The sequence below is a fragment of the Bradyrhizobium sp. 1 genome, assembly GCF_023073315.1.
In the GTDB taxonomy this organism is placed as follows: Bacteria; Pseudomonadota; Alphaproteobacteria; order Rhizobiales; family Xanthobacteraceae; genus Bradyrhizobium.
In genome coordinates this window covers 529,778-551,041 of sequence record NZ_JADPJH010000033.1, presented here as the reverse complement: position 1 = coordinate 551,041, position 21,264 = coordinate 529,778, and the positions used below count along the sequence as shown (strand labels likewise).

The 21,264-nt window shown below is 60.0% G+C and carries 18 protein-coding genes and 1 pseudogene; 16 read left to right on the top strand and 3 right to left on the bottom strand.

From position 1 onward, the window contains the following. The first annotated feature begins 9 nt into the window (after window positions 1-9). From IVB29_RS27585 to IVB29_RS27570, 4 genes are read left to right on the top strand one after another with little or no spacing between them, the layout of a single operon-like run. A complete protein-coding gene (locus IVB29_RS27585) occupies window positions 10-585 on the top strand; it encodes a MarR family transcriptional regulator (protein WP_247506550.1) in 576 nt (191 codons plus the stop codon). Continuing rightward, window positions 582-1,439 (top strand): fumarylacetoacetate hydrolase family protein, encoded by an 858-nt coding sequence (locus tag IVB29_RS27580; protein WP_247506549.1) that lies wholly within the window; start codon window positions 582-584, stop codon window positions 1,437-1,439. Before IVB29_RS27585 ends, IVB29_RS27580 begins: the two co-directional genes overlap by 4 nt. A 40-nt stretch (window positions 1,440-1,479) precedes the next feature. Further along, on the top strand, window positions 1,480-2,745 hold the full coding sequence (locus IVB29_RS27575; RefSeq protein WP_247506548.1) for an FAD-dependent monooxygenase: 1,266 nt from the start codon (window positions 1,480-1,482) through the stop codon (window positions 2,743-2,745). A gap of 56 nt (window positions 2,746-2,801) precedes the next feature. Beyond that, a complete protein-coding gene (locus IVB29_RS27570; RefSeq protein WP_247506547.1) occupies window positions 2,802-4,040 on the top strand; it encodes an ABC transporter substrate-binding protein in 1,239 nt (412 codons plus the stop codon). Between the two features lie 545 nt (window positions 4,041-4,585). Here the strand turns inward: IVB29_RS27570 and IVB29_RS27565 are convergent. Then, a pseudogene (locus tag IVB29_RS27565) lies at window positions 4,586-5,254 on the bottom strand (hypothetical protein); the annotation flags it as partial. A 168-nt stretch (window positions 5,255-5,422) separates the two neighbouring features. On the opposite strand from IVB29_RS27565, the gene IVB29_RS27560 reads away from it, so the two are divergent. The 7 genes from IVB29_RS27560 to IVB29_RS27530 are packed head-to-tail and all read left to right on the top strand — an operon-like array spanning window position 5,423 to window position 13,033. Further along, window positions 5,423-6,202, top strand: a complete 780-nt coding sequence (locus IVB29_RS27560) for an enoyl-CoA hydratase-related protein (RefSeq protein WP_249806700.1) — start codon at window positions 5,423-5,425, stop codon at window positions 6,200-6,202. Window positions 6,203-6,237: 35 nt separating this feature from the next. After that, window positions 6,238-7,107, top strand: a complete 870-nt coding sequence (locus IVB29_RS27555) for a xanthine dehydrogenase family protein subunit M (protein WP_247506546.1) — start codon at window positions 6,238-6,240, stop codon at window positions 7,105-7,107. Continuing rightward, window positions 7,104-7,583, top strand: coding sequence for a (2Fe-2S)-binding protein (locus IVB29_RS27550; protein ID WP_247506545.1), 480 nt, complete (start codon window positions 7,104-7,106; stop codon window positions 7,581-7,583). Before IVB29_RS27555 ends, IVB29_RS27550 begins: the two co-directional genes overlap by 4 nt. Further along, window positions 7,580-8,341, top strand: a complete 762-nt coding sequence (locus IVB29_RS27545; protein WP_247506997.1) for an N-acyl homoserine lactonase family protein — start codon at window positions 7,580-7,582, stop codon at window positions 8,339-8,341. The genes IVB29_RS27550 and IVB29_RS27545 overlap by 4 nt, the downstream gene beginning before the upstream one ends. Then, the gene (locus IVB29_RS27540) at window positions 8,334-10,730 is read left to right on the top strand and encodes a xanthine dehydrogenase family protein molybdopterin-binding subunit (protein WP_346731307.1); all 2,397 of its coding nucleotides are present in this window, start codon (window positions 8,334-8,336) and stop codon (window positions 10,728-10,730) included. Before IVB29_RS27545 ends, IVB29_RS27540 begins: the two co-directional genes overlap by 8 nt. After that, window positions 10,727-11,476 carry an SDR family oxidoreductase gene (locus IVB29_RS27535; RefSeq protein ID WP_247506543.1) on the top strand — a complete coding sequence of 250 codons (750 nt, stop codon included), beginning with the start codon at window positions 10,727-10,729 and terminating at the stop codon, window positions 11,474-11,476. The genes IVB29_RS27540 and IVB29_RS27535 overlap by 4 nt, the downstream gene beginning before the upstream one ends. Window positions 11,477-11,488: 12 nt before the next feature. After that, window positions 11,489-13,033, top strand: a complete 1,545-nt coding sequence (locus IVB29_RS27530; RefSeq protein WP_247506542.1) for a class I adenylate-forming enzyme family protein — start codon at window positions 11,489-11,491, stop codon at window positions 13,031-13,033. A 15-nt stretch (window positions 13,034-13,048) separates the two neighbouring features. Here IVB29_RS27530 and IVB29_RS27525 read toward each other — a convergent pair whose 3' ends face one another. Continuing rightward, a complete protein-coding gene (locus IVB29_RS27525; RefSeq protein ID WP_247506996.1) occupies window positions 13,049-13,936 on the bottom strand; it encodes a winged helix-turn-helix transcriptional regulator in 888 nt (295 codons plus the stop codon). Here IVB29_RS27525 and IVB29_RS38560 point away from each other — a divergent pair. The 4 genes from IVB29_RS38560 to IVB29_RS27505 all read left to right on the top strand — a co-directional run bounded on the left by IVB29_RS38560 (window position 13,839) and on the right by IVB29_RS27505 (window position 17,580). Next, a complete protein-coding gene (locus IVB29_RS38560; RefSeq protein ID WP_247507013.1) occupies window positions 13,839-14,168 on the top strand; it encodes a hypothetical protein in 330 nt (109 codons plus the stop codon). The two genes, IVB29_RS27525 and IVB29_RS38560, sit on opposite strands and share 98 nt — an antisense overlap. A gap of 148 nt (window positions 14,169-14,316) precedes the next feature. Next, complete coding sequence (locus tag IVB29_RS27515) at window positions 14,317-15,486, top strand: ABC transporter substrate-binding protein (protein ID WP_247506995.1); 1,170 nt, start codon at window positions 14,317-14,319, stop codon at window positions 15,484-15,486. Window positions 15,487-15,549: 63 nt separating this feature from the next. Continuing rightward, on the top strand, window positions 15,550-17,103 hold the full coding sequence (locus tag IVB29_RS27510; protein WP_276576869.1) for a 4-hydroxyphenylacetate 3-hydroxylase N-terminal domain-containing protein: 1,554 nt from the start codon (window positions 15,550-15,552) through the stop codon (window positions 17,101-17,103). Window positions 17,104-17,139: 36 nt separating this feature from the next. Next, window positions 17,140-17,580: a carbon monoxide dehydrogenase subunit G gene (locus tag IVB29_RS27505; protein WP_247506541.1), complete on the top strand. Its 441-nt coding sequence runs from the start codon at window positions 17,140-17,142 to the stop codon at window positions 17,578-17,580. A gap of 559 nt (window positions 17,581-18,139) precedes the next feature. Here IVB29_RS27505 and IVB29_RS27500 read toward each other — a convergent pair. Beyond that, complete coding sequence (locus IVB29_RS27500) at window positions 18,140-19,699, bottom strand: AMP-binding protein (RefSeq protein ID WP_247506540.1); 1,560 nt, start codon at window positions 19,697-19,699, stop codon at window positions 18,140-18,142. Between the two features lie 694 nt (window positions 19,700-20,393). Here IVB29_RS27500 and IVB29_RS27495 point away from each other — a divergent pair. Then, entirely contained in the window at window positions 20,394-21,263 is an 870-nt protein-coding gene (locus tag IVB29_RS27495; protein ID WP_247506539.1) for a branched-chain amino acid ABC transporter permease, read from the top strand. Window position 21,264 lies beyond the last annotated feature (1 nt).

Sequence of the window (21,264 nt, the reverse complement as noted above, 5' to 3'; positions counted from 1 at the left end):
GGAGCACGCATGACGCGCGAAGCGAACGAGCCAGACGATGTCGAGCGGAAAAATTCGTGCCCGGACGAGGCGGGAGAGTTGATCCGTAGTCTTCTCGGCTTTCAACTTCGAAGGGCGCACACTCTGTTTGCGCTCCATTGGCATCTCAGTTTCAGCGATCAGAAGGCCCGCGTCACGCCCATGCAAGGTGGCATGCTGTTGGTGATCGAAAGCCAGCCAGGCTTAATGCAGACTACGCTAGCGCAGATTATGGATGTCGAGGGGCCGACGCTGATCGAAGCCCTCACCAAGCTCGAGGAAAAAGGGCTTGTATCGCGGATACGACGAGTTGGCGACAGGCGTTCTTACGCTTTACATCTGACCAGCGCTGGTCGCCGGATGGTTGCCCGCGTGAAAGAGTTCGTCCCGGACAGGGAGGCTGAGCTGCTGGTCGACCTGTCGGACGACGAACGTTCATTGCTGCTCGACTTGCTGCGCCGCTTGGTGCGCCGAGCAAAGATCGTGACCGCAGAGCTGTCCTCGCCAAAGCGAGCCGCTCGCGCGCCCATTGAGCATCGCAAAGCACGGGCAAAGGAGAAACCATGAAGATCTGCTATTTCGACGACAGCAGGTTAGGGGTGGTTGAAAATGGGGTCGTCAAAGACATTACTGACGTCCTGTATGGCATGCCTGCCTATCGGCCCCCGTTGCCACGCTTCGACCCGCTGATCGCGGCGCTGCCGAAACTGCTGACGACGATGCGCGAAGCGGCGGCCACCGCCACCGGCAGAGCGATTGAAGACGTCAAGTTTCTTTCGCCCGTAGCCAATCCCGGAAAAGTCGTCGCGGCGCCGGTCAACTACCTCGCCCATTTGGACGAGACGATCGCCGATCCAAAGACGTTCTCGCGGGCGCATGTCATTCGGATCCAGGAGAGCGGTCTGTTTCTGAAGGCGACCAGCTCAATTGTCGGTGTCTCGGACGGCGTGGCACTTCGCTTTCCGGACCGCCGCAATGATCACGAGATCGAGCTGGTCGTCGTCATAGGCAAGTCTGGCTCGGACATAACGGAGGCCGGCGCCCTAGAGCACGTCGCCGGCTACACGCTCGGACTCGACATGACGTTGCGCGGTCCGGAGGAACGGAGCTTCCGAAAGTCCATAGACAGTTATACCGTCCTTGGACCTTGGCTAGTTACGGCCGACGAGTTCGGTGATCCTTCCGACATCGGCATCTCCCTCGCAGTCAACGGCGAGGTCCGGCAGAAGGCGCGGACCAAAGACCTCATTCTTTCGGTTCCTCAGCTGATTGCGTTCGCGTCCAGCTTCTACACGCTAGAGCCGGGAGACATCCTGATGACGGGGACGCCAGAGGGGGTCGGACCTGTACACGCTGGCGATGTCCTGCGCGCGTCCGTAGAGCGCGTTGCGACGGTTGAGGTCACGATTCGCTCGCCTTGAGGGTGACGCCCGGTTTCCAATTTTGGGTAAGGATGGAGCCATGACGACTGAACGGCGCGTTCCGATACTTGTTGTTGGCGGCGGTATTGGCGGGTTGGCCGCTGCCCGCGCGCTATCGCTCAAAGGGCACCGGGTGCACGTGCTGGAACAGGCCACCGAGTTCGCGGAGATCGGAGCTGGGCTTCAGCTCGCTCCTAACGCTCTCCGGGCGTTGGATCGGCTGCAAGTGCTGGAAGCTGTAAGCCGTGATGCGGTGTTTCCTCGCCAGTTGCTGATGATGGATGCCATCAGCGGTGAGCGCATAACCTCCGTTCCGTTGGGGGATCGATTTAAGAGCCGATACGGTTACGCCTACGCCGTGATGCATCGGTCCGATCTCCACATGCATCTGCTGCAATCCTGCCGGCAGAGCAGCCTCGTCACATTGGAAACAAGTCGCCGTGTAGTTGAGGTAGTCGATCTTGGTGAGACGGTGAAGGTCCGATGCGCGGACGGCACGATCTATCTCACGGATATTCTGATAGGCGCAGATGGGTTGCACTCCGAGGTTCGACGGGCGCTGGGGGACACAGCCGCACCGGTTTGTGAGGAGTACGTAGCCTATCGCGGGACGGTATCCATTGATCGCATTACTGAAAGTGCAGGCACGGACAGCATGGTCGGCTGGGTTGGGCCGGAAATGCATTTAATCCAATATCCGGTTCGACGCAGCGAGCTCTTCAATCAGGTCGCTGTGTTTCGCTCGACGAAGTACAAGCCTGGCTGCGACGACTGGGGGACAGTCGAGGAGCTCGACGCAAAGTTTGCCCCGATGCATCGTTTTGTGCGCGCCTCGTTGCAGACGATCGGTCGCGAGCGCCGTTGGACGATGTATGATAGGCCGCCGTTGGAAAGTTGGGTTCGAGGTTCGATCGTGCTGGTAGGCGATGCGGCGCATCCGATGCTTCAATACCTCGCCCAAGGCGCGTGTCAGGCTCTTGAAGACGCGGTTTGCTTGGCGGAGATGCTCGAGCGGTCCAAACAGCGCGAGGCAGGACTGCACGCGTATCAGTCGTTGAGGTTGGCCCACACCGCGCGGGTGCAATTGACTGCGCGCTTCTTCGGTGAAGTTGCACACGCGGCTGGGTTATCCGCCATGTTCCGCAATGCGGCGTTCCGGCAGCGCGATCCCGAGGACTATAGCTATTTCGACTGGCTCTATGGTCACGATCCACTGGCACCGGAGCACACATCGAACCGTGGAGTTGTGGAATGGCTGGTACGGCGTACGCTCGGAAGTGCCGACGCGTCGCAGTACCCGGGATAACCTAAGAATAAAGTGCGAGCCTCAGGCCGCAATTGCACAAATAGGGAGGACTCGAGATGAACATGCGGGCGCGTATCGTAGCAGTCGTTCTTGTCTCGACTGCACTGAGTGGATTTCATCAGGTTCAAGCCGAGAGCACAATTCGGATCGGGGTATTGAATGACCTCTCCGGGCCGTACGCGGATCTGTCGGGAAAAGGATCAGTGATCGCCGCCCAGATGGCGGCCGAGGACTTCGCGAAGGAGGCCGGGGACCGCGCTCCAAAGGTTGAAATCCTCTCTGGAGACCACCAGAACAAGCCGGATATCGGGGCGCTGATTGCCCGCTCCTGGATCGATCGCGATGGAGTTGCGGCCATTGTGGACGTACCGAACTCAGCCGTGGCACTCGCCATCAACCAAATCATGCGCGAGAAGGACAGGGCATTCCTCGCATCGAGCACCGCGACATCCGATCTGACCGGCTCTCAATGCGCGCCGACGACCGTACAGTGGACATTCGACACCTGGGCGCTGGCGAACGGGACCGCTCGAGCAGTGGTCCAGCAAGGCGGCCTGAGGTGGTTCTTCATCGGGGCAAATTATGCCCTCGGTGCTGCTCTGGTACGCGATGCGACGGCCGTCATCAAAGCCAATGGAGGGACGGTACTCGGCGATGTCCGTGCCCCCCTCGGCGCGCCTGACCTCTCGTCGTATCTGCTTCAAGCCCAGTCCTCCGGTGCCGACGTCATCGGCACCGCCAACGGTGGTGACGACTTGATCAACACCGTCAAGCAGGCATCAGAGTTCGGGGTGGCACGAGACGGGAAGCAGCGATTTGCCGGGCTACTGGTGTTCCTGACGGACGTGAAGGGGATAGGCCTGGAAGCCGCGCAGGGTTTGCTGCTCACCGAGGCTTTCTATTGGGACCTCAACGACAACACTCGCGCCTGGAGCCGGCGCTTCGCCGACCGAAACGGTGGCAGGATGCCCACCATGAACCATGCTGGCGTCTATTCTGAGACGCTCGCCTTCCTGCACGCAGCGGTGTCAATCGGCGGCCTCTCCGGCAAGGCGATAGTCGCCCAAATGAAAACGGCACCTATCGATGACCCACTGTTCGGTCGCACTGAAATCCGTGCAGACGGTCGAGCGGTTCATCCGATGTATCTCTTCAGGGTAAAGGCACCTGCAAATTCTAAGGGACCTTACGATCTCTACGATCTCGTCAGCACCATTCCCGCAGAGCAGGCGTTCCGTCCTATCGATCAAGGTGGCTGCCCTATGATCGTCCCGCCTGGCGGCAGCACGAAATAGAGGTGAACTCGATTACAGTCGCAAATTCGGTCAAGCTGTGTGCTGAATGCATCGTGTTGATCCGCTGGGGCGAGCTCCACAAGCCCACTTTGATAGACTGCCTGCTGTTGAGGCGCCAAGCGATCGTTTTGGATTTGACTGTCTCCAGCCGGCTGGAGCAAGCTCAAAGTGCCCCACGATGCATTGGAGCAGGAGTTCAAGACTTCGAGAGGTTAGAGGGGCCGCGTGTGCACGATGTGTGCATCGGGGGATTAAGATAAATCTATTGAAGGCCAGCATCGGCGGTCGTCCTTCCTCGCTGGCGTTGGCGCGTGTCAGGTTATCGTCTTCCGCCTCAAGTGCGACAACGACGAAACTGCATCGAGTAATGCGTTTGTCGTTCGGGAAAAAGTTGAGAATCTCGATTTCGATCGGCCGCGACAGCAATTCCTGGTCGAGCAGACTGGGATGGCGAGATACTGTCGGTGATGGGCTCCTAGGTTGGCGGTGACGGCGTCGCGGGGCATCGCGGCGCCGTCGCTTATCACTTGGAAGCGCTCAGCCGGTCAGAACTTCACGGTCACGGCGCCATAGTCGGTCGATTCGAGGCGGGAGTTGGTGCTTTGGCCGTTGGCGGCGAGCGTGCAGATGCCGGCCATCACATTGTGATCGAGTCCGAACTCGTTCTGCCAATAGCGATAGGCGACCATAGGTCGACGAAGTGGGAATAGTTCGGACCCCTGAAGACCTTGCTGGCATCGAATGTCAGACGGATCAGCTCGCTGTTGAGCTCGGACTTTGAGGCCGTTGAGAAGCGGCCGGCCCGAGAGTGCAGGCAATCCGTTAGAATCGCCCTTCGGTCCATACCAGCCCGGGCGGCCGCTGATCGAAAAGAACTGCAGCGAGGGCGGCAGGAAGCCGAGATCCATGTGGCAATTGACTTCGACCGCCCATGTCGGCCGGTACGAGACATTACCATCGGAGTTGCAGATCGTTCCGGCAATGCCAGCACCGAACGGGCCGCACCGGGTGAACGCGTTGTGGCTGGAATATTCCCATGACATCAGCGGGGCGAGGTTGGCATAGCCCTTGTAGGGCAGGTCAAAGGCGGACTGCAGGCCGGCGATCACGTCGCGCTTGGCGGGTTCCAGGAAGTTATTTTTCGGTGTTGGCATCCATGCCGATTTCGAACGAGACATTACGCAGCGGCCCCATGGTGCGGCGTTGGTGTTGAACGCGTGCGTCCACTTGGCAGCAGTATGTCAAACACCTCAGTCAGATCCCCTCCGTCAGTTGGATCTAGGGCTTGACGCAGTCAATACGATCAGTCTACTTATGCAAGTAACGAGACCCGGCTGCTGGTCGATTGTCCGAGCCCCTTAGGCTAGACTCCAGAGAGGCAAATGGTGGAGGAAATCCGAATCGAGCGGCGAGAGGGCGTCGTGCACGTCGTCCTCAATCGTCCCTCGGTAAAAAATGCTGTAACCCTGGCGATGTGGCGAGAACTCGCCGACATCTTCTCGGGATTCCGCGGCGATCATGATATTCGCGGCGTCGTTCTACGCGGCTCGGGAGCGGATTTCTCTGTCGGTGCCGACATATCTGAATTCGAGCGGATAAGAGAAGATCGCCATCAAGCCGCGGCGTACGAACTCGCGGTCGATGCCTGTTCGGGAGCAATCGCGTCGTTGGGAAAGCCCGTCGTCGCGGCGATTGCCGGCTACTGTTTGGGAGGCGGCTGCCACCTTGCACTCGCATGCGATTTCCGATTCGCCGATCGCAGCGCGAAAATCGGGATCCCAGCGGCGAAGCTTTCAATCGTCTACGGCGTGAACAGCGTGCAGCGCCTTCTTGCACTTACCGGGGTGTCTAACGCCAAGCGGATTCTCTATTCGGCCGACCGCTTTGACGCAGAACGTGCTTTCCGGATGGGGTTAATCGATGAGCTTTACGACGATGACGCCGTCGCCGCGGCCGATAGTTTCCTGCAACGCCTTTCCGCCAACGCGCCGCTGTCGATCTCCGGTGCCAAGTACATGTTGAACGGTATGACCATGGGGACGGGAGCACTCGATCTGGCCACGGCGCAGCGGCTCATCGACGAAGCGTCCGACAGCCGGGACTTCAGGGAGGGTCGTGATGCATTCGCGCAGAAGAGGTCGCCGCGCTTTCGCGGCGAATGACCGGATGGAGAAAAATCGGGATTTGGAGAAGGCCCATGAAGCCGGCCAAGTTTGACTACATAGCGCCGTCAACGGTGGACCTCGCGATCGAGGCGCTGGTCGCCTCGAACGGGGAAGGAAAGGTGCTCGCCGGTGGTCAGAGCCTGCTTCCGCTACTGAACTTCAGAATGGCTCGGCCGTCAATTCTGGTCGACCTCAACCGCATCGAGGGCCTTTCCTACATCGAGGACCGGGAGGACCGGATCGCGATCGGAGCGTTGACGCGACATCGTGATCTCGAACATTCCCCGCTCGTCGCTGCGAGGCTGCCGGTCATGTCGGCAGCGATGCGCCATGTTGCGCATCTGGCAATCCGTAACCGCGGCACGATCGGCGGCAGCCTGTCCCACGCGGACCCTGCCGCCGAATTGCCTATGTTGGCGATGTTCTACGACGCCAGCATCGCCGTTCGTGGCCCAAAAGGGCTCCGGACGATTGCTGCAGAGGACTTCTTCGTCGACGCCCTGACGAACTGCCTAGAGCCGGACGAGATCGTCGTCGAGGTCGAATTTCCGGTCTTGGACCACGATGGTTGGGCGTTCGAGGAGGTCGCGCGACGTTTCGGCGATTTCGCACTCGCGAGCATCGCGCTGTCCGTCCGCCGAACAGAAACTAAATTGGAGGGCGCGCGTATTGCGGTCATGGGAGTGGCGGACACTCCGCTGCGTCTCCGGGAGGCGGAGCAGGAACTCGTCGCGTTGCCGCTGGACGCGCAGCTGCCCGAACGCTTCTCCGAGATCGTCGCCTCCAAGGTCTCGCCGAACGACGATCTCCATGCCTCGGGAGAGTATCGCACGCATCTCCTCAAGCAGTTGTCCAAGCGCGCATTGCGCACGGCCCTCGAAGCGGGGGAGAGAACGGCATGATCGCCATATCGTTGAAAGTCAATGGACAGCGTCACGACGTTCCGGATGTCGAGCCACGCATGCTTCTTTCCGATCTCCTACGCGACCGGCTCGGACTGACGGGTACGCACGTCGGATGCGAGCACGGAGTGTGCGGCGCCTGCACGATCCTCGTCAACGGCGATAGCGTCCGGTCCTGTCTCATGCTGGCCGTCCAAGTCGATGGCGCCGATATATTGACCGTCGAAGGATTGGGCTCGCCCGAAGATCTCAACGTGCTCCAATCGCAATTTCGTGAGCATCACGGGCTCCAGTGCGGCTACTGCACGCCAGGCATGTTGATGACGGGCGAGGACATGCTGCGGAAGTACCCACTGGCGACCGATGAAGACATCCGGGAGGGGCTGTCGGGCAACCTTTGTCGCTGCACCGGCTACCAGAACATCGTAGCCGCGATCCGCAGCGCCGCTGCGTTGCGCTCGGAGAGAAAGTCATGAAGCTGAATTTTATTGCCGCCGGCCGGCTCCGCATGAAGAAGAGCATCTACGTCCCCGGGGCCGAGCGAGGGGAGACCATCGACCTTCCGGTCAGCAGCGCGCTGATGCGCCACAAGCAGGGAAATGTGCTGTTCGACACCGGCTGTCATCCGTCCGTGGCCGAAGACGCGGAAGGGCGCTGGGGTCCGCTGGCAAAGGTCATGAAGCCGATGATGGGCGCGGGAGAGACGTTGCTTCCGAATCTGGCGTGCACGGGGCTCGGGCCCGACGACGTCGATATCGTCGTGAATTCGCACTTCCATCCGGACCATTGCGGCTGCAATCAGTTCTTCCGCAACGCCACCATCTTGGCCCACGCAAAGGAAATCGAAGCGGCCAAAGCGCCCGGCGCAGATACCGCGGGATACTTCAAGGCCGATTGGGATTGCGGAAATCCGATCGAGCCGGTGAACGGGGAAAAGGATCTGTTCGGCGACGGCCGCGTGATGCTGGTCCCGCTGCCTGGTCACACGCCGGGGACGATGGGCGCGCTCGTCAGTCTCGATCGGGACGGCCAATTTCTCCTCGCATCCGATGCCGTCAGTCTGCGCCAGAACCTCGACGCGGATTCCGCGCCCCGCAATACCTGGAACGTCGAGCAGCAGTTGAAGACCTTCGCTGAGGTCCGCCGAATCGAGAAGTCAGGCGCCACCGTCATATGCGGGCACGACGACGAGCAATGGCAGAGACTCCGCAAGGGTGGAGATGGCTATGAATAGCGATCGCCCGGCGAACCGATCCGACGTGCTGCGGCCGAAGAACGTCGGTGCACCGATCCGGCGTACCGAGGATCCGCGCCTGCTCACCGGTAGCGGCGAATACACCGCCGACCGAATGCCAGACCGGCCGCTGCATCTCGCATTTCTGCGCAGCGGACAGCCGCACGCCAAGATCACCCGGATTGATACGACGGCCGCCTCGGAAGCTGCAGGTGTCGTCGCGGTGCTCACCGCGGAAGAGATCGTCGATGACTTCAAGCCGGTCATTCCGTTTTCGCGGATGGCGAATTACTACGCGACCCCCATTCTTCCTCTCGCCTCCGGGAAGGTACGCTATGTCGGGGAGGCCATTGCCGCCATTGTCGCCACCTCCCGCTACCTCGCGGAGGACGCGCTCGAATTGATCGAAGTAGACTACGAGCCACTGAAGCCGATCGCGCGCGCTGAACTAGCGGTTGCCGAAGACGCGCCGCTGCTTCACGAAGAGGCGGGGACCAACGTTCTGATTGCCCGCGAATTCAAGAAGGGGGACGTCGGAAAGGACATGGCGGCCGCGGCGGTGAGAGTCGGCGGACGCTTCGAAATGACGCGCAAGGCGCCGCTTGCGATGGAGCCGCGCAGCTATACCGCGGAATACGAAAAGCGAAGGGACGCACTCACTCTTTACACGTCGTCCAACATTCCCGGTATCATACGCGACGCAATTTCGGAATCGCTTTCCCTTCCAGGACACCGCCTGCGGGTGGTCGCGCCGGACGTCGGCGGCAGCTTCGGCTCCAAGGGCTCCCTGTACCCGGAAGAACTCCTGATCTGCATTGCCGCGCGCAGGCTGCGCCGATCGATCAAATGGACGGCCGACCGGCTTGAGGACATCAGCAGCAGCAGCCAGGCCTTTTCGGAGATCGTCGACGCCGAAATGGGGTTCGACGCGAACGGCACGGCCACGACGCTCCAGGCCGACGTGATCGGGGACGTAGGCGCCTTTTCGATCTATCCATGGACATGTGGGCTGGAGCCGGTTCAGGTCGTCAGCTTCCTGCCTGGCCCCTACAAGATACAGTCCTATCGCGGTGCGGTTCGTGGAGTCGCGACGTGCAAGCCACCAACCGGCCCTTATCGAGGCGTCGGTCGACCCGTTTCGACCTTCGTCTGCGAACGATTGATGGATATGGGCGCGAAGGCGCTCGGCATCGATCCGCTCGAGATCAGACGCCGCAACTTGGTGCGGGCTGAAGAATTTCCGTACCGCATCGCTTCCGGGATAATCTGGGACAAGACCGGGTTCATCGAATGCCTCGATGCCGCCGCCGAAGCGGCGGGCTATGTGCAGCTTCGCAAGCACCAAGCCCACGCCCGTGAAAGCGGGCGGCTATTCGGGATCGGTATCGCCTCCTACGCGGAATTGACCGGCATCGGGTCGCGGATAGCGGTAGCGCCCGGTATGCCGATCAACACTGGCTCGGAAACCGCGAAGATCACGATAGATTCCACGGGCGCCATTACAGCGGCGTTCGGCGTCGCCTCCCACGGTCAAGGGCTTGAGACGACCTTGGGGCAGATCATCGCCGACGATCTCGGTGCACGCTTCGAGGACATCCGCGTCGTTCAGGGCGACAGCGACGAGGTGCCGATGTCCACGGGTACCTACGCGAGCCGCAGCGCGGTGCTTGGCGGTGGCGCTGCGAAGCACGCATCCGCCATACTGCAGGCGAAGCTTCGGCGGGTCGCATCGCATCTCCTCGAAGCCAGCACGGAAGACCTCGAGGTGACTGACGGAAAGGTAGCCGTACTCGGTACCGACAGATCGGTGACTTTCAAGCAGATCGCCAAGGCCGTTTATTCAGACATGAAGACACTGCCGGTCGACGCCCGGGAAGAATTGACCGCGACCTATACTTACGATCCGATCAACGGAACTACGGCGGCGGCGACACATATCGCCGCAGTCGAGATCGATCCCGCAACGTGTTTCGTGAAGATCCACAAGTTCGTTGTTGCCGAGGACTGCGGCCGTATCATCAACCCCATGATCGTCGACGGCCAGGTGCATGGTGGCGTGGCGCAAGGCATCGGGGCGGCACTCTTCGAGGAACTGATCTACGACGACGACGGTCAACTCCTCAGCGCCAGCCTCGTCGACTACGTGATTCCATCCGCACCCGAAGTGCCGTTGATGGATGTCGTCCATGTGGAAAGCGAATCAGCGGTGGCCGGCGGATTTCGTGGCATGGGCGAAGGCGGCACCATCGGAGCACCGGCGGCGATCGCCAACGCCATCGCCGACGCGCTATCGCCCTTCGACATCGACGTCTCGATCCTTCCGATGACGCCGGAACGCATCTTCAGGCTCATTCAGAACGCGAAGCTCAAAGCAAAGGAAAAATCATGACCGATCTCAGAGGACGTACTGCGCTGGTGACGGGAGGCGGCCGCGACGTCGGCGCCGCGATCTGCAGGATGCTGGCGGAGCGCGGCGCGGCGGTCGCGGTCAACTATCACAGTTCGAAGGCCGAGGCCGAAGGCGTCGTCGCAGAGATACAGAAGGCTGCTGGCAAGGCAAAAGCCTACCAGGCCGATATCGCGAACGCAGACGTAGTCAAGAAGATGGTCGCGGACATCAAGACCGATTTCGGCGGACTCGATATTCTCGTCAATAACGCTGGTCTAGTGTTCCGAAAGAAGTTCAGCGAAAGCACGCCGGAGGAATGGAAGAAGCAGATCGACACCTGCCTGTACGGCGCTCTCAACTGTTCCCACAGCGCAGGGCCGCTATTGGAGGTCTCGGGCCACGGTCGAATCATTTCGATCATGGGTGACTCCTCGCGGGTCGGTGAGTCCGGTCTCGCGCTCGCCGCTGCCGCGCGCGCCGGCACCATCGCCCTCATGAAGTCGCTCGCGCGCGAGTGGGGCCGTTCGGGCGTCACCGCGAATTCGATTTCGCTCGGCCTGATCGAAACCGCGCACGACAAGACCTGGGTGGATGCCAATCGCGACAAGCTGGTAAAGGCCTACGCCATCCGACGGCTGGGTCTGCCGTCGGACGTCGCTCCCTTGGTCGCGTTGCTCGCCTCTGAAGCCGGCAGCTGGATCACCGGCCAGGTGATCAGCGTAAACGGCGGATATTCGATGGTTTGATGGGAGGGGGAGATGCTGCACGTTGATCTGATCGCGCCGATAGCGGCGCTTCTCGAGCGTCATGCGAAGAATCGACCGGATCAGGTGGCGTATTGGGATGCGGCCCGATCAGTCACCTATGCGCAGCTCGCCGATCGCACCGCGTCGATCGCGGCGAACCTGACCGATGCCGGCCTGAAAGAAGGTGATAGGCTTGCGATATATCTGCCGAACGGGGTTGATTGGATCGAAGCCTGTTTCGGCGCGCTGCGCGCGGGCGCGATCGTGGTGCCGATCAGCTTCGACGCCGCCGAGGGCGAGGTCAGTTACCGTCTTGCCGACGCCGACTGCGGCGTCGTCTTCACCACGTGCGCACGAAGGGAGCTCCTGGGGAGGATCAGCCTTGAGGCTTCCATCTCTCCAAGGGTCATTTTCGCCGGCGAGGGGGGCGAAGCGACCGGATTATCGTTGGACAAGCTGGCAGAGACCTCCGGCGCGACGGCGCTCGATCCGGACGACATCGATCGGTCCTCGTTCATCATCTACACTTCAGGTACTACGGGACGGGCGAAAGGCGTGTTGCTGTCGATCCGCGGCATGCTTTGGATCTCGGCAGCATGCTGGGCACCAATCGCCGAATTGACGAGCGAAGACGTCATCCTCTCGCCGCTTCCACTTTTCCATTCCTACGGTCTCAACCTATCGGTACTGGGCGTCCTTGCGGTTGGCGCCAGCGAGCACATCATGGAGCGGTTCTCGCCGCAGCAAGCGATTGATCTGCTACAAACCGGCAAATATTCGGTTATGCCGGGCGTGCCCACGATGTTTCACTATCTCTTGCTGCGCGCGCAGGAGGCCGGTGTCGAGCAGCTTGGGACCGTCCGCCTTTGCATCTCGGCAGGCGCCATCATGCCGGCGACGCTGAACAAGGCGTTCGAGGATCGTTTCAAGACGCGACTCCTCGACGGATACGGGATCACCGAAACGTCAACGATGGTGACCATGAACTGGCTGCGCGGCGGCAGGCCGATGGGATCTTGCGGGCTCCCGGTGCCGGGACTCGCGGTCCGTATCGTCGATCCGTCCTCGCTGGAGGACGTCCCGATCGGCGAGGAGGGCGAACTGATCGTCCGCGGCCCGAACCTCATGCACGGTTACCACAATAAGCCTGCGGAAACGGCGTCGGCACTGCGCAAGGGTTGGTATCATACGGGCGATCTCGCGAAATCCGATCCCTCGGGCTACCTGACGATCACGGGCCGCATCAAGGAGCTCATCATCCGCGGCGGTCAGAACATTGCGCCAGCCGAGATCGAGGAAGTCGTCGTTAAGTATCCGCAAGTCAAAGACTGCGCTGTTGTGAGTCTCAAGCACGCGACCCTCGGCGAAGTACCGTGCCTCTTCGTGGTCGCGAAGGACGGCGCCCTCGATATTGCCGCGCTTCTGGACCATTGCAGGTCGCATCTTTCCGCATACAAAATCCCGGAAGCTACGCATCTCGTCGACGAGATTCCGCGCACGGGATCCGGCAAAATCATGCGGTTCAAGCTCGTCGAAGCGCTCGGACATCAGGCCTGAGAGGTGCCCGCGCGGTCACTCAACGGATCGCGGGCCGAGCGCCCCGAAGGATTTGGGGTCGTAGGCGAGACGATACCGCATGTCGGCGGCGGTGATCGGGCTGTTGCACCGGTTGCAGTCGACGACGGGCTCGAAGTCCTGGCCGCACTTGATGTGAGTGAGTATAAGCGGCGGCTTCCCCTTCGAAAGCCAACGATCCCCCCATCGCAGCATGGCGATGAAAGGACCGTAGAGCTCCAGACCCATGTCGGTGAGCAGGTATTCGAACCGCTCGGGCGAGCTCTGGTATTGCCTGCGCCGGAACACTCCGCTGCCGACCAGACGATTCAGCCGATCCGTGAGGATATTCGGCGCGATCGCGAGTTCGTTGAGGATCTTGTCGTAGCGGCGGTTGCCGAAAAATCCTTCACGGACGACCATGAAGCTCCATTTGTCGCCGATGATCTCGAGCGCTCGGGAGACCGAGCTCGGTCGCCCCGTCAGGAACCGGTTGTTGTCGGACGCCCGCCGCGTGTTACGACCTTCTTTGGCGGCGCTTCTCCCTGCGCCGGGACCATCTCGGTATTCGGCGTCGCGCGCGCCGACGCTTTTTCCGCATCGCGAGCAGCTGACGATCGGATGGCTGTCGCAGCCGCAAAGTGTATGCACCAGCGTGAGCGGCGGCGGCTTTCCGTTGGAGAGCCAGCGGTCGCCGAACTGCATCAACGCGATGAAGCTCGGGTAAAGGTCGAAGCCCATCTTGGTCAGACGATATTCCTTGCGTTGAGACGATCGGGTCGCGACTTGACGGAATATCGCAAGCTGCGTGAGCTTCCTCAATCTGTCGGTCAGGGTTGCCCGCGGTATCCCGAGCGCCGAGCGGAAGGCCTCGAAGGTCTGTGTGCCGAAGAAGGCTTCGCGGATGATGAGGAAGGCCCAAGCGTCCGAGACGATATCGAGCGTACGCGCGACCGAGCAATTGCGTTCGGTCTTGACCGCCTTTCCGCCGCTCGATGCCGCGGGAGGCTTCGCGCTGGTTTTGGTTTTCGGAGGGAAGATCTTGGCGGCGGCGGGCATTGCGGACGGTCCAGTCGGGGGCGGCCGTCTTGCGGAAGGCCTTCGAAAGCTGGTCACATTTAGCACATGCTGTCATTGACTCACAGAAAATATCAGTCTAGTTATGCATGTATAGAAAGTCTAGTTATGCTAGTAATAAAAATCAGCATTTGACTGCAATTCCAGCGTCTGGGGAGACGAACATGAGGCGGAAAATCGGAAGCTTGGTGGTCGCGTCGGCGGCATTGATGATCGCCACCGGTGCTCGCGCGCAGGGAGTGTCGGACGATGTCGTGAAGATCGGCGTCTTGACCGATATGTCCGGACAATTCTCGCACGAATCCGGCCCAGGGTCGGTCACTGCGATCAAGATGGCCGTCGACGATTTCGGCGGCAAGGTCCTCGGGAGGCCGATCGAGGTCGTGGTCGCCGATCACCAAAACAAGCCCGACACCGCTTCAGCGCTGGCGCGTAAATGGTTCGACGTTGAGAAAGTCGACATGATCGCCAATCTCATCAATTCGTCGATCGCGCTCACGGTCTCCGGGCTTGCGAAGGACAAGAACCGGATAGCGATCATCAATGGTTCCGGCTCGTCCCGTCTTACGGGCGACGCGTGCACGCCGAACAGTGTTCACTATGCCTACGACACTTATGCGCTCGCACGTGGAACCGGAGCCGCGTTAGCGAAAGAAGGCAAAAAGTCCTGGTACTTCCTAACTGCGGACTACGCCTTCGGACATGCTCTCGAAGCCGACACTTCGGCTGTGGTCAAGGCGATGGGTGGCGAAGTCGTCGGATCGACCAGATATCCACCTGACTCATTCGATCAATCCTCCTTCCTTTTGCAGGCCCAGTCCTCGAAAGCCCAGGTGGTCGCGTTGGCCGGGTCCGGCAATGTGCTGGTCAACTCGATCAAATCGGCGCAGGAGTTCGGAATTCAACCAAAGCAGACGCTGGCCGGCCTTCTGGTCTGGGAGACGGACATCAAGGCTCTCGGTCTTTCGGTCGGACAAGGCTTGGTGTTGACCAATGCCTTCTACTGGGACCGTGATGACGAGACGCGCGCCTGGTCGAAGAGGTTCTTCGAAAAGATGAAAGTGATGCCTCACATGGGCGATGCCGGCGACTATTCGTCGACCATGCACTACCTCCGGGCGGTCGAAGCGGCCGGTACCGACGAGGCGCAAGCAGTGATGAAGAAGATGCGCGAAATACCTATCAATGACTTCTTTGCCAAGAACGGTCGTATTCGCGAAGACGGTCGGATGGTGCACGACATGTACGTGTACGAAGTCAAGAAGCCGTGGGAGTCGAAGGGCGAATGGGACTTCTACAAGCTACGTGAAGTGATCCCCGGCGACGAGGCGTTTCGCCCGCTGAAAGACAGTGCCTGTCCGCTGGTCAAGAAGGGTTGACGCGGACCTTTATCGCGGCCCGTACGCGCAAGCATGACGGGCCGCTCCAACGGAGGTATCGAGATGGATCAGGAACTCGTCGCCCTGGATACGGCACGGTCCCCAATGAAAATTAGCTCCGGGGCACAATATATCGAAAGCCTGAGGGGGCGTAGACTGAAGGTCTACCTGATGGGCGACCCTGTCGCAGAGCCCGTCGATCATCCGATCATACGGCCCTCGATCAACGCGGTCGCGCAGACCTACGATCTCGCGAACGAAGATCCGGAATTGGCGTCCGAGGTCTCTCCCTCCACCGGCGAACGGATTAACCGGTTTCTTCACATCTCCAAGAGCCAGCGCGATCTTGTGATGCAGAACAAGATGCAGCGCCGCCTGGGCCAACTGACGGGCACCTGCTTCCAACGATGTGTCGGCATGGACGCGCTCAACTCGCTGCACTCCATAACCTACGATCTGGATGGCAAGTACGGCACCGGCTATCACGCTCGCTTCACGGCCTTTCTCGCGCGGATGCAGAGCGCGAATTTCGTCGTCGGCGGAGCCATGACGGACGTGAAGGGAGACCGGAGCCGCTCCCCGTCTCAGCAGGCAGATCCAGACCTGTTCGTTCACGTCACGCGGCGTACGGCCGAGGGCGTCTATGTCAGCGGCGCCAAGGCCCATCAAACGGGTTGCCTGAATTCGCACTGGCTGATCATCATGCCGACAATGCGGTTGGAGGCCGCCGACAAGGACTATGCGATCGTCGGCGCCATTCCCGTGGACGCCGAGGGCATCACTTACATCTACGGGAGGCAATCCTGCGACAGTCGTAGTGCGGAGGGCGGGGACGTCGATGCCGGCAACGCACAGTTCTCCGGCCAGGAAGCGATGATCATCTTCGAGGATGTGTTCATTCCAACCGAGCACGTCTTTCTCGACGGCGAGTTCGAATTCGCGTCTACGCTAGTCGAACGATTCACCTGCTACCATCGCCGAAGCTACGTCTGCAAGACAGGTGTCGGCGATGTACTGATCGGCGCTGCGGCGACGATCGCCGACTACAACGGCGTCGAACGTGCCTCGCATATTCGTGACAAGCTCGTCGAGATGACCCATCTGAACGAGACGATCTACGGCACGGGAATCGCGGCGAGCCATCAGGGCATGGCGATGAAATCCGGGGCCTACGTTCCAGACGAAATGCTTGCCAACGTATGCAAGCACCACGTCACGCGCTTTCCTTACGAAATCGGCCGGCTTGCGCAGGATATCGCGGGTGGACTGATGGTTACTCTGCCGTCCGAGCGCGAACTGCGCCACGAAACGGTGGGGCCCCTGATCGAGAAATATCTGAAGGGGCGCCCCGAGGTCTCGACTGAGGACAGGATTCGAATCCTGCGGCTGGTAGAGAACATGACACTTGGCCGGAACGCAGTCGGCTATCTGACCGAATCTATGCATGGCGCGGGATCGCCCCAGGCGCAGCGGATCCAGATTGCCCGCTCGATGCAACTCGACTTCAAGAAGGAACTGGCGAAGGTTCTTGCTGGCGTGGGCGACACTTCGCGCCAGCGTATTTCCCATGATGTCTCCACGTATATGGCTCGGGTGTTCGCACCCATCCGCAATTGACATCCAAACAACTTCTCACCAAATCCGGAGAGCGTTATGGCGATGACCATGACAGGCGAGATCCAACTTGCCGCACCGAAGGAACGGGTCTGGGAAAAGCTGAACGACCCGGAAGTCCTGAAGGCGTGCATTCCCGGTTGCGAGGAATTGGAGAAGACCGACGATCAGGGCTTCCGCGCCGTCGCTAAGATGAAAGTTGGCCCTGTATCCGCTCGATTCCGAGGCAAAGTCTCCCTGAGCGATCTCGACCCCCCGCACGGCTATAGGATCTCCGGACAAGGCGAAGGCGGTGTGGCAGGCTTTGCAAAAGGCGGCGCAAAGGTAGACCTCGCCGAACGCGATGGGGGAACTCTTTTGAGCTACCAGGTCGATGCACAGATCGGGGGTAAGCTGGCTCAGTTGGGACAGCGGCTCATCAACGGGACGGCCAAGAAGATGGCTGACGACTTCTTCGCCAGGTTCGCTCAGACCTTATAGTGGACGGACGCATCGCGGCTCGCTTTCACCGCTTTTGGCGAGAGTGTCATTCGGCCTGCAATATTTATCGCCGATTGGCAGACGGCACCGCTGAGGAACATCCGAGCGTTGGAATTCGCCGGCATCGGTCCCGGTCCGTTTGCGGCCATGCTGCCGTCGGATATGGGGCCAAAGGGGGTGACAGTCGCCCGGCCAGGGCGAGGTGAACGCAAAGAGGGAGATTTCGTTAATTGAAGGCGACGCATTGTCGAGCTCGACCGAAAGAATGCGCGCGACATCGAAGCGGTCGGGGAGCTGGCGGCATCCTGCGACCTCCTGATCGAAGGGTCCGGCAAGGCGGTCATGGAGCGGCTCGGGCTTGTCCTGAGCCGCTCACTACCCGAAACCCGCGACTGATCTACGGATGAATGAACGGCTGGAGCCAAGACGGGCCGCTGTCGCAGGCCGCGGGGCACGACACGCGTCCCAGCCTGCCGAGAACGTGCCGCGTGCGCCACGTAGCACGTTGCAGCGAGCCTTTGCACGAGTAAAGACTCCTCGGCATGGTTCAGCTCGGACTCTATGAACGTTTGAAGTCCGGCAGGGATGGATGGCTCTGGAGATCGCGCTTGACCACCTTACCGAGCGCGTTTCGCGGAAACTCGTCTAGAAATATGACTGCCGAGAGCCTCTGCGTTTTTGCCAGGCGTTCGTTCGCCCATTCTTTAAGTGAGCCAACCTCGAGTTTGCTCTCGCGCTTTACGATAGCGAAGCCAATGGGAGTTTCTCCCCAGACCGGGTGGGACACTCCGATGACGGTCGCTTCCAGAACATCGGGGTGCGCGCTCAGCGCCGCTTCGATATCGGCCGGGTATATATTGAACCCGCCCGAGATGATCATATCCTTCTTGCGTCCGACGATATAGAGATAACCCTCGTCGTCGAGCTTGCCCACGTCGCCGGAGCGAATGAACGATCGTCCCTTTTCATCGCGCCAGACTATGGACTCTGTCTGCGCGTCATTATTGTAGTATCCGCGCATCATCCACCCGCCGTAGAACGCGACCTCTCCAGTCTGATCTCGCGCGACTTCTCGATCGTTGTCGCCAAGGATTCGAACTTCATAGCCTGGATTTGGTCGCCCGACCGATGACGGCCGATCAACCATTTCTTCCGGCGAAATAATCGTCGCTCCGCCTTCCGAGAAACCATATAGCTCATAAAGCCGGAGTCCGAAGGCAGCTGTTATCTTGCGCTTGACATCTACAGTCATCGTCGACCCCGCCGTTAGACACATTTCGAGACTGCTGAGGTCCGTCCGTGGCAGCGCAGGTTCATCCAGCAAGCGAATGTATTGGGTGGGTACCATAAAAACGTGGGTGATCCTACGCTCCTGGATCAGGTCGAGGCACTCCTTCGTTGAGAAAGATGGCATGATCACGATCTCGCCGCCCGTCATCAGGGCGGGCCACAGCGTGATCCAGCTGCCATTGGAGTAGATTGGCGTGGTGAGAAGAGTTCGTGCCGTGGCGCCGTACTTCATGCCAATGGCGTAAGTCATGCCCATATTCTGACGGGCTCGATGAGAGTAGGCGACGCCTTTCGGCAGCCCGGTCGTGCCGGAGCTGTAGCTAATATTCACCAGGTCATCGAGCTCGAGCGCGACGTTCGGTTCGGCATCCGGCGCCCCAGCCCACAACTCGCGAATGGATCGGCACCAAGACTTGTTCGCGTCGGCGAAAATTCCGTTCGGCCGGAGGGATTTCAATCCACCCCTTACTTCTGCAATGGTGTCCAGATGTTTGCTATCTGTAAATAGCAGCGAACTGCCCGAATCATTGATCAGCCCGGCGATCTGTTCTGAAGAAAGAAGCGTGCTGACGGGCACGACGCACGCCCCTGACTTCATGGCTCCGCATAGCAACACGAGATGTTCGATCGAGTTCGACATCACGAATGCCAGACGATCACCTTTCTGAACACCGAGGTTCAGGAGAGCGTTCGCAATGCGGTTCATGCGACTGCCAAATTCTCCCCACGTCAGGCACTCGTTTCCGCATCGGATCGCGGGCTTGTTGGGCGCGAGCCGCGCATGTCGGGACCAGATATCGGGCAGCGCATTTTGGGGAATGTCGAGCATAAGCTGTTCTACCTCAGACCATGGGAGTGAGAACTTCAACAATGTTGACGAAGCGGACGCCTTATCCGGCGCATGAGGACGCGGCGTTGCGACCGCTTGAATCGCTCAACCGCAATGGACGCAAGCCGGCGATAGGCACAGCGTTTCGAGCCGTTCCTTCCTGATGTCGACTATTGTTTATCCGCACGCGTTTCGGTCGCTACTGCACGAGACCACCGATGCTATCGGGGCAAATCAAACAGATGTTAGTATATATTCGGCAGAGACGTCAATATATCGCCGGCCTGCACGGATGGACTTCGGAACACGCCAGATTCTACGGAACAGAGCTGTAGTTATCTCGCCTGCTTCACTTGGATAGGCTTGGCGACACTCCAACCTGGCATGCCGCAGGCTAGCGCCGCCGAGGCAAGCTGGTCATTCGTGGGTGAACTGCGAGGGGACTGCACTAGTCAACTAGATCGCGCTCAACTGTGCCGAATTGCCTCAACTCCCTTCCTTCTTGACAAGTAGCTCGCTGGTCTGCTTGGTAAGATCATAAACTAACAGGCGGCCGTTGCTTTTAAGCAAGGAGTGCTGGGGTGGAAAGCGAACGCAGCGATAAGCCCGCAGGGAGCGGGCGATTACGCGTCCTGACGTTCTTCCAAAGCCAGGGGGGTGAGGCTTCTTTGTTCCCTGCCGTGGGGGATCGCAATTGCACAGCCTGATCTCAGTTATCGTCAGCGGCGTGGCGGTTGGATGCGTCTATGCGTTGATCGCGCTGGGCTTCACGCTCATCTACAAGGCAACCGAGGTTGTAAACTTCGCGCAAGGCGAGTTGCTGATGATCGGCGCCTTTGTTGCTTACTCGTTCATCGTGCTTTGGGGGTGGGGGTATTGGGCGGCGATCGCCGCAACAATGATTGTTGTAGCCGTCATCGGGTTCTTGATCGACGCCGTGATCCTTCGGCGGATTATCGGGCAGCCCCAGTTTTCGGTGGTGATGCTGACGATCGGATTGGGATTCGTTCTTCGGGCTGTTGGAACGATGATTTGGGGCACATCCTCCTTGGTTCTGCCGACTCCATTTGCGGGTGCGATCAATGTCGGTGGTGTTGTCGTCTCCAGTACGACTTTGTCGATGATGGTCGGCGCGGTTTTCCTGTGTGGGGCCGTTGGCATGTTCTTCGGGTTGACCCGCGTCGGCGTCGCCATGCAGGCGGCCTCTCAGAACCAGTTGGCCGCGTACTACATGGGGGTACCGGTAAAGCTTCTATTTTCACTGGTGTGGGCGATCTCGGGCGGCATTGCAGCTATTGCCGGCGTGCTGATTGCGCCGGTGACCTTGGTTGACTCCAATCTCGGGTTTTTAGGCCTGAAGGCGTTTGCCGCCGCGGTTCTTGGCGGATTCGGCTCCGTTCCGGGAGCGTTGGTAGGCGGGGTTCTGATCGGCTTACTTGAGCAGTTGTCGAGCTGGTACGTGACCGCCGACATGAAGGACATCGCCGCATATGTCGCGTTGCTGGCCGTGCTCTTCGTCCGACCGCAAGGCCTCCTCGGCAGCGTAGGTCGAAAGAAGGTCTGAT

Bases quoted from the DNA above. Each gene is read 5' to 3' on its own strand.
- IVB29_RS27585 (WP_247506550.1), top strand. From the start codon at position 10: ATGACGCGCGAAGCGAACGAGCCAGACGATGTCGAGCGGAAAAATTCG.
- IVB29_RS27580 (WP_247506549.1), top strand. From the start codon at position 582: ATGAAGATCTGCTATTTCGACGACAGCAGGTTAGGGGTGGTTGAAAAT.
- IVB29_RS27575 (WP_247506548.1), top strand. From the start codon at position 1,480: ATGACGACTGAACGGCGCGTTCCGATACTTGTTGTTGGCGGCGGTATT.
- IVB29_RS27570 (WP_247506547.1), top strand. From the start codon at position 2,802: ATGAACATGCGGGCGCGTATCGTAGCAGTCGTTCTTGTCTCGACTGCA.
- IVB29_RS27560 (WP_249806700.1), top strand. From the start codon at position 5,423: ATGGTGGAGGAAATCCGAATCGAGCGGCGAGAGGGCGTCGTGCACGTC.
- IVB29_RS27555 (WP_247506546.1), top strand. From the start codon at position 6,238: ATGAAGCCGGCCAAGTTTGACTACATAGCGCCGTCAACGGTGGACCTC.
- IVB29_RS27550 (WP_247506545.1), top strand. From the start codon at position 7,104: ATGATCGCCATATCGTTGAAAGTCAATGGACAGCGTCACGACGTTCCG.
- IVB29_RS27545 (WP_247506997.1), top strand. From the start codon at position 7,580: ATGAAGCTGAATTTTATTGCCGCCGGCCGGCTCCGCATGAAGAAGAGC.
- IVB29_RS27540 (WP_346731307.1), top strand. From the start codon at position 8,334: ATGAATAGCGATCGCCCGGCGAACCGATCCGACGTGCTGCGGCCGAAG.
- IVB29_RS27535 (WP_247506543.1), top strand. From the start codon at position 10,727: ATGACCGATCTCAGAGGACGTACTGCGCTGGTGACGGGAGGCGGCCGC.
- IVB29_RS27530 (WP_247506542.1), top strand. From the start codon at position 11,489: ATGCTGCACGTTGATCTGATCGCGCCGATAGCGGCGCTTCTCGAGCGT.
- IVB29_RS27515 (WP_247506995.1), top strand. From the start codon at position 14,317: ATGATCGCCACCGGTGCTCGCGCGCAGGGAGTGTCGGACGATGTCGTG.
- IVB29_RS27510 (WP_276576869.1), top strand. From the start codon at position 15,550: ATGGATCAGGAACTCGTCGCCCTGGATACGGCACGGTCCCCAATGAAA.
- IVB29_RS27505 (WP_247506541.1), top strand. From the start codon at position 17,140: ATGGCGATGACCATGACAGGCGAGATCCAACTTGCCGCACCGAAGGAA.
- IVB29_RS27500 (WP_247506540.1), bottom strand. From the start codon at position 19,699: ATGCTCGACATTCCCCAAAATGCGCTGCCCGATATCTGGTCCCGACAT.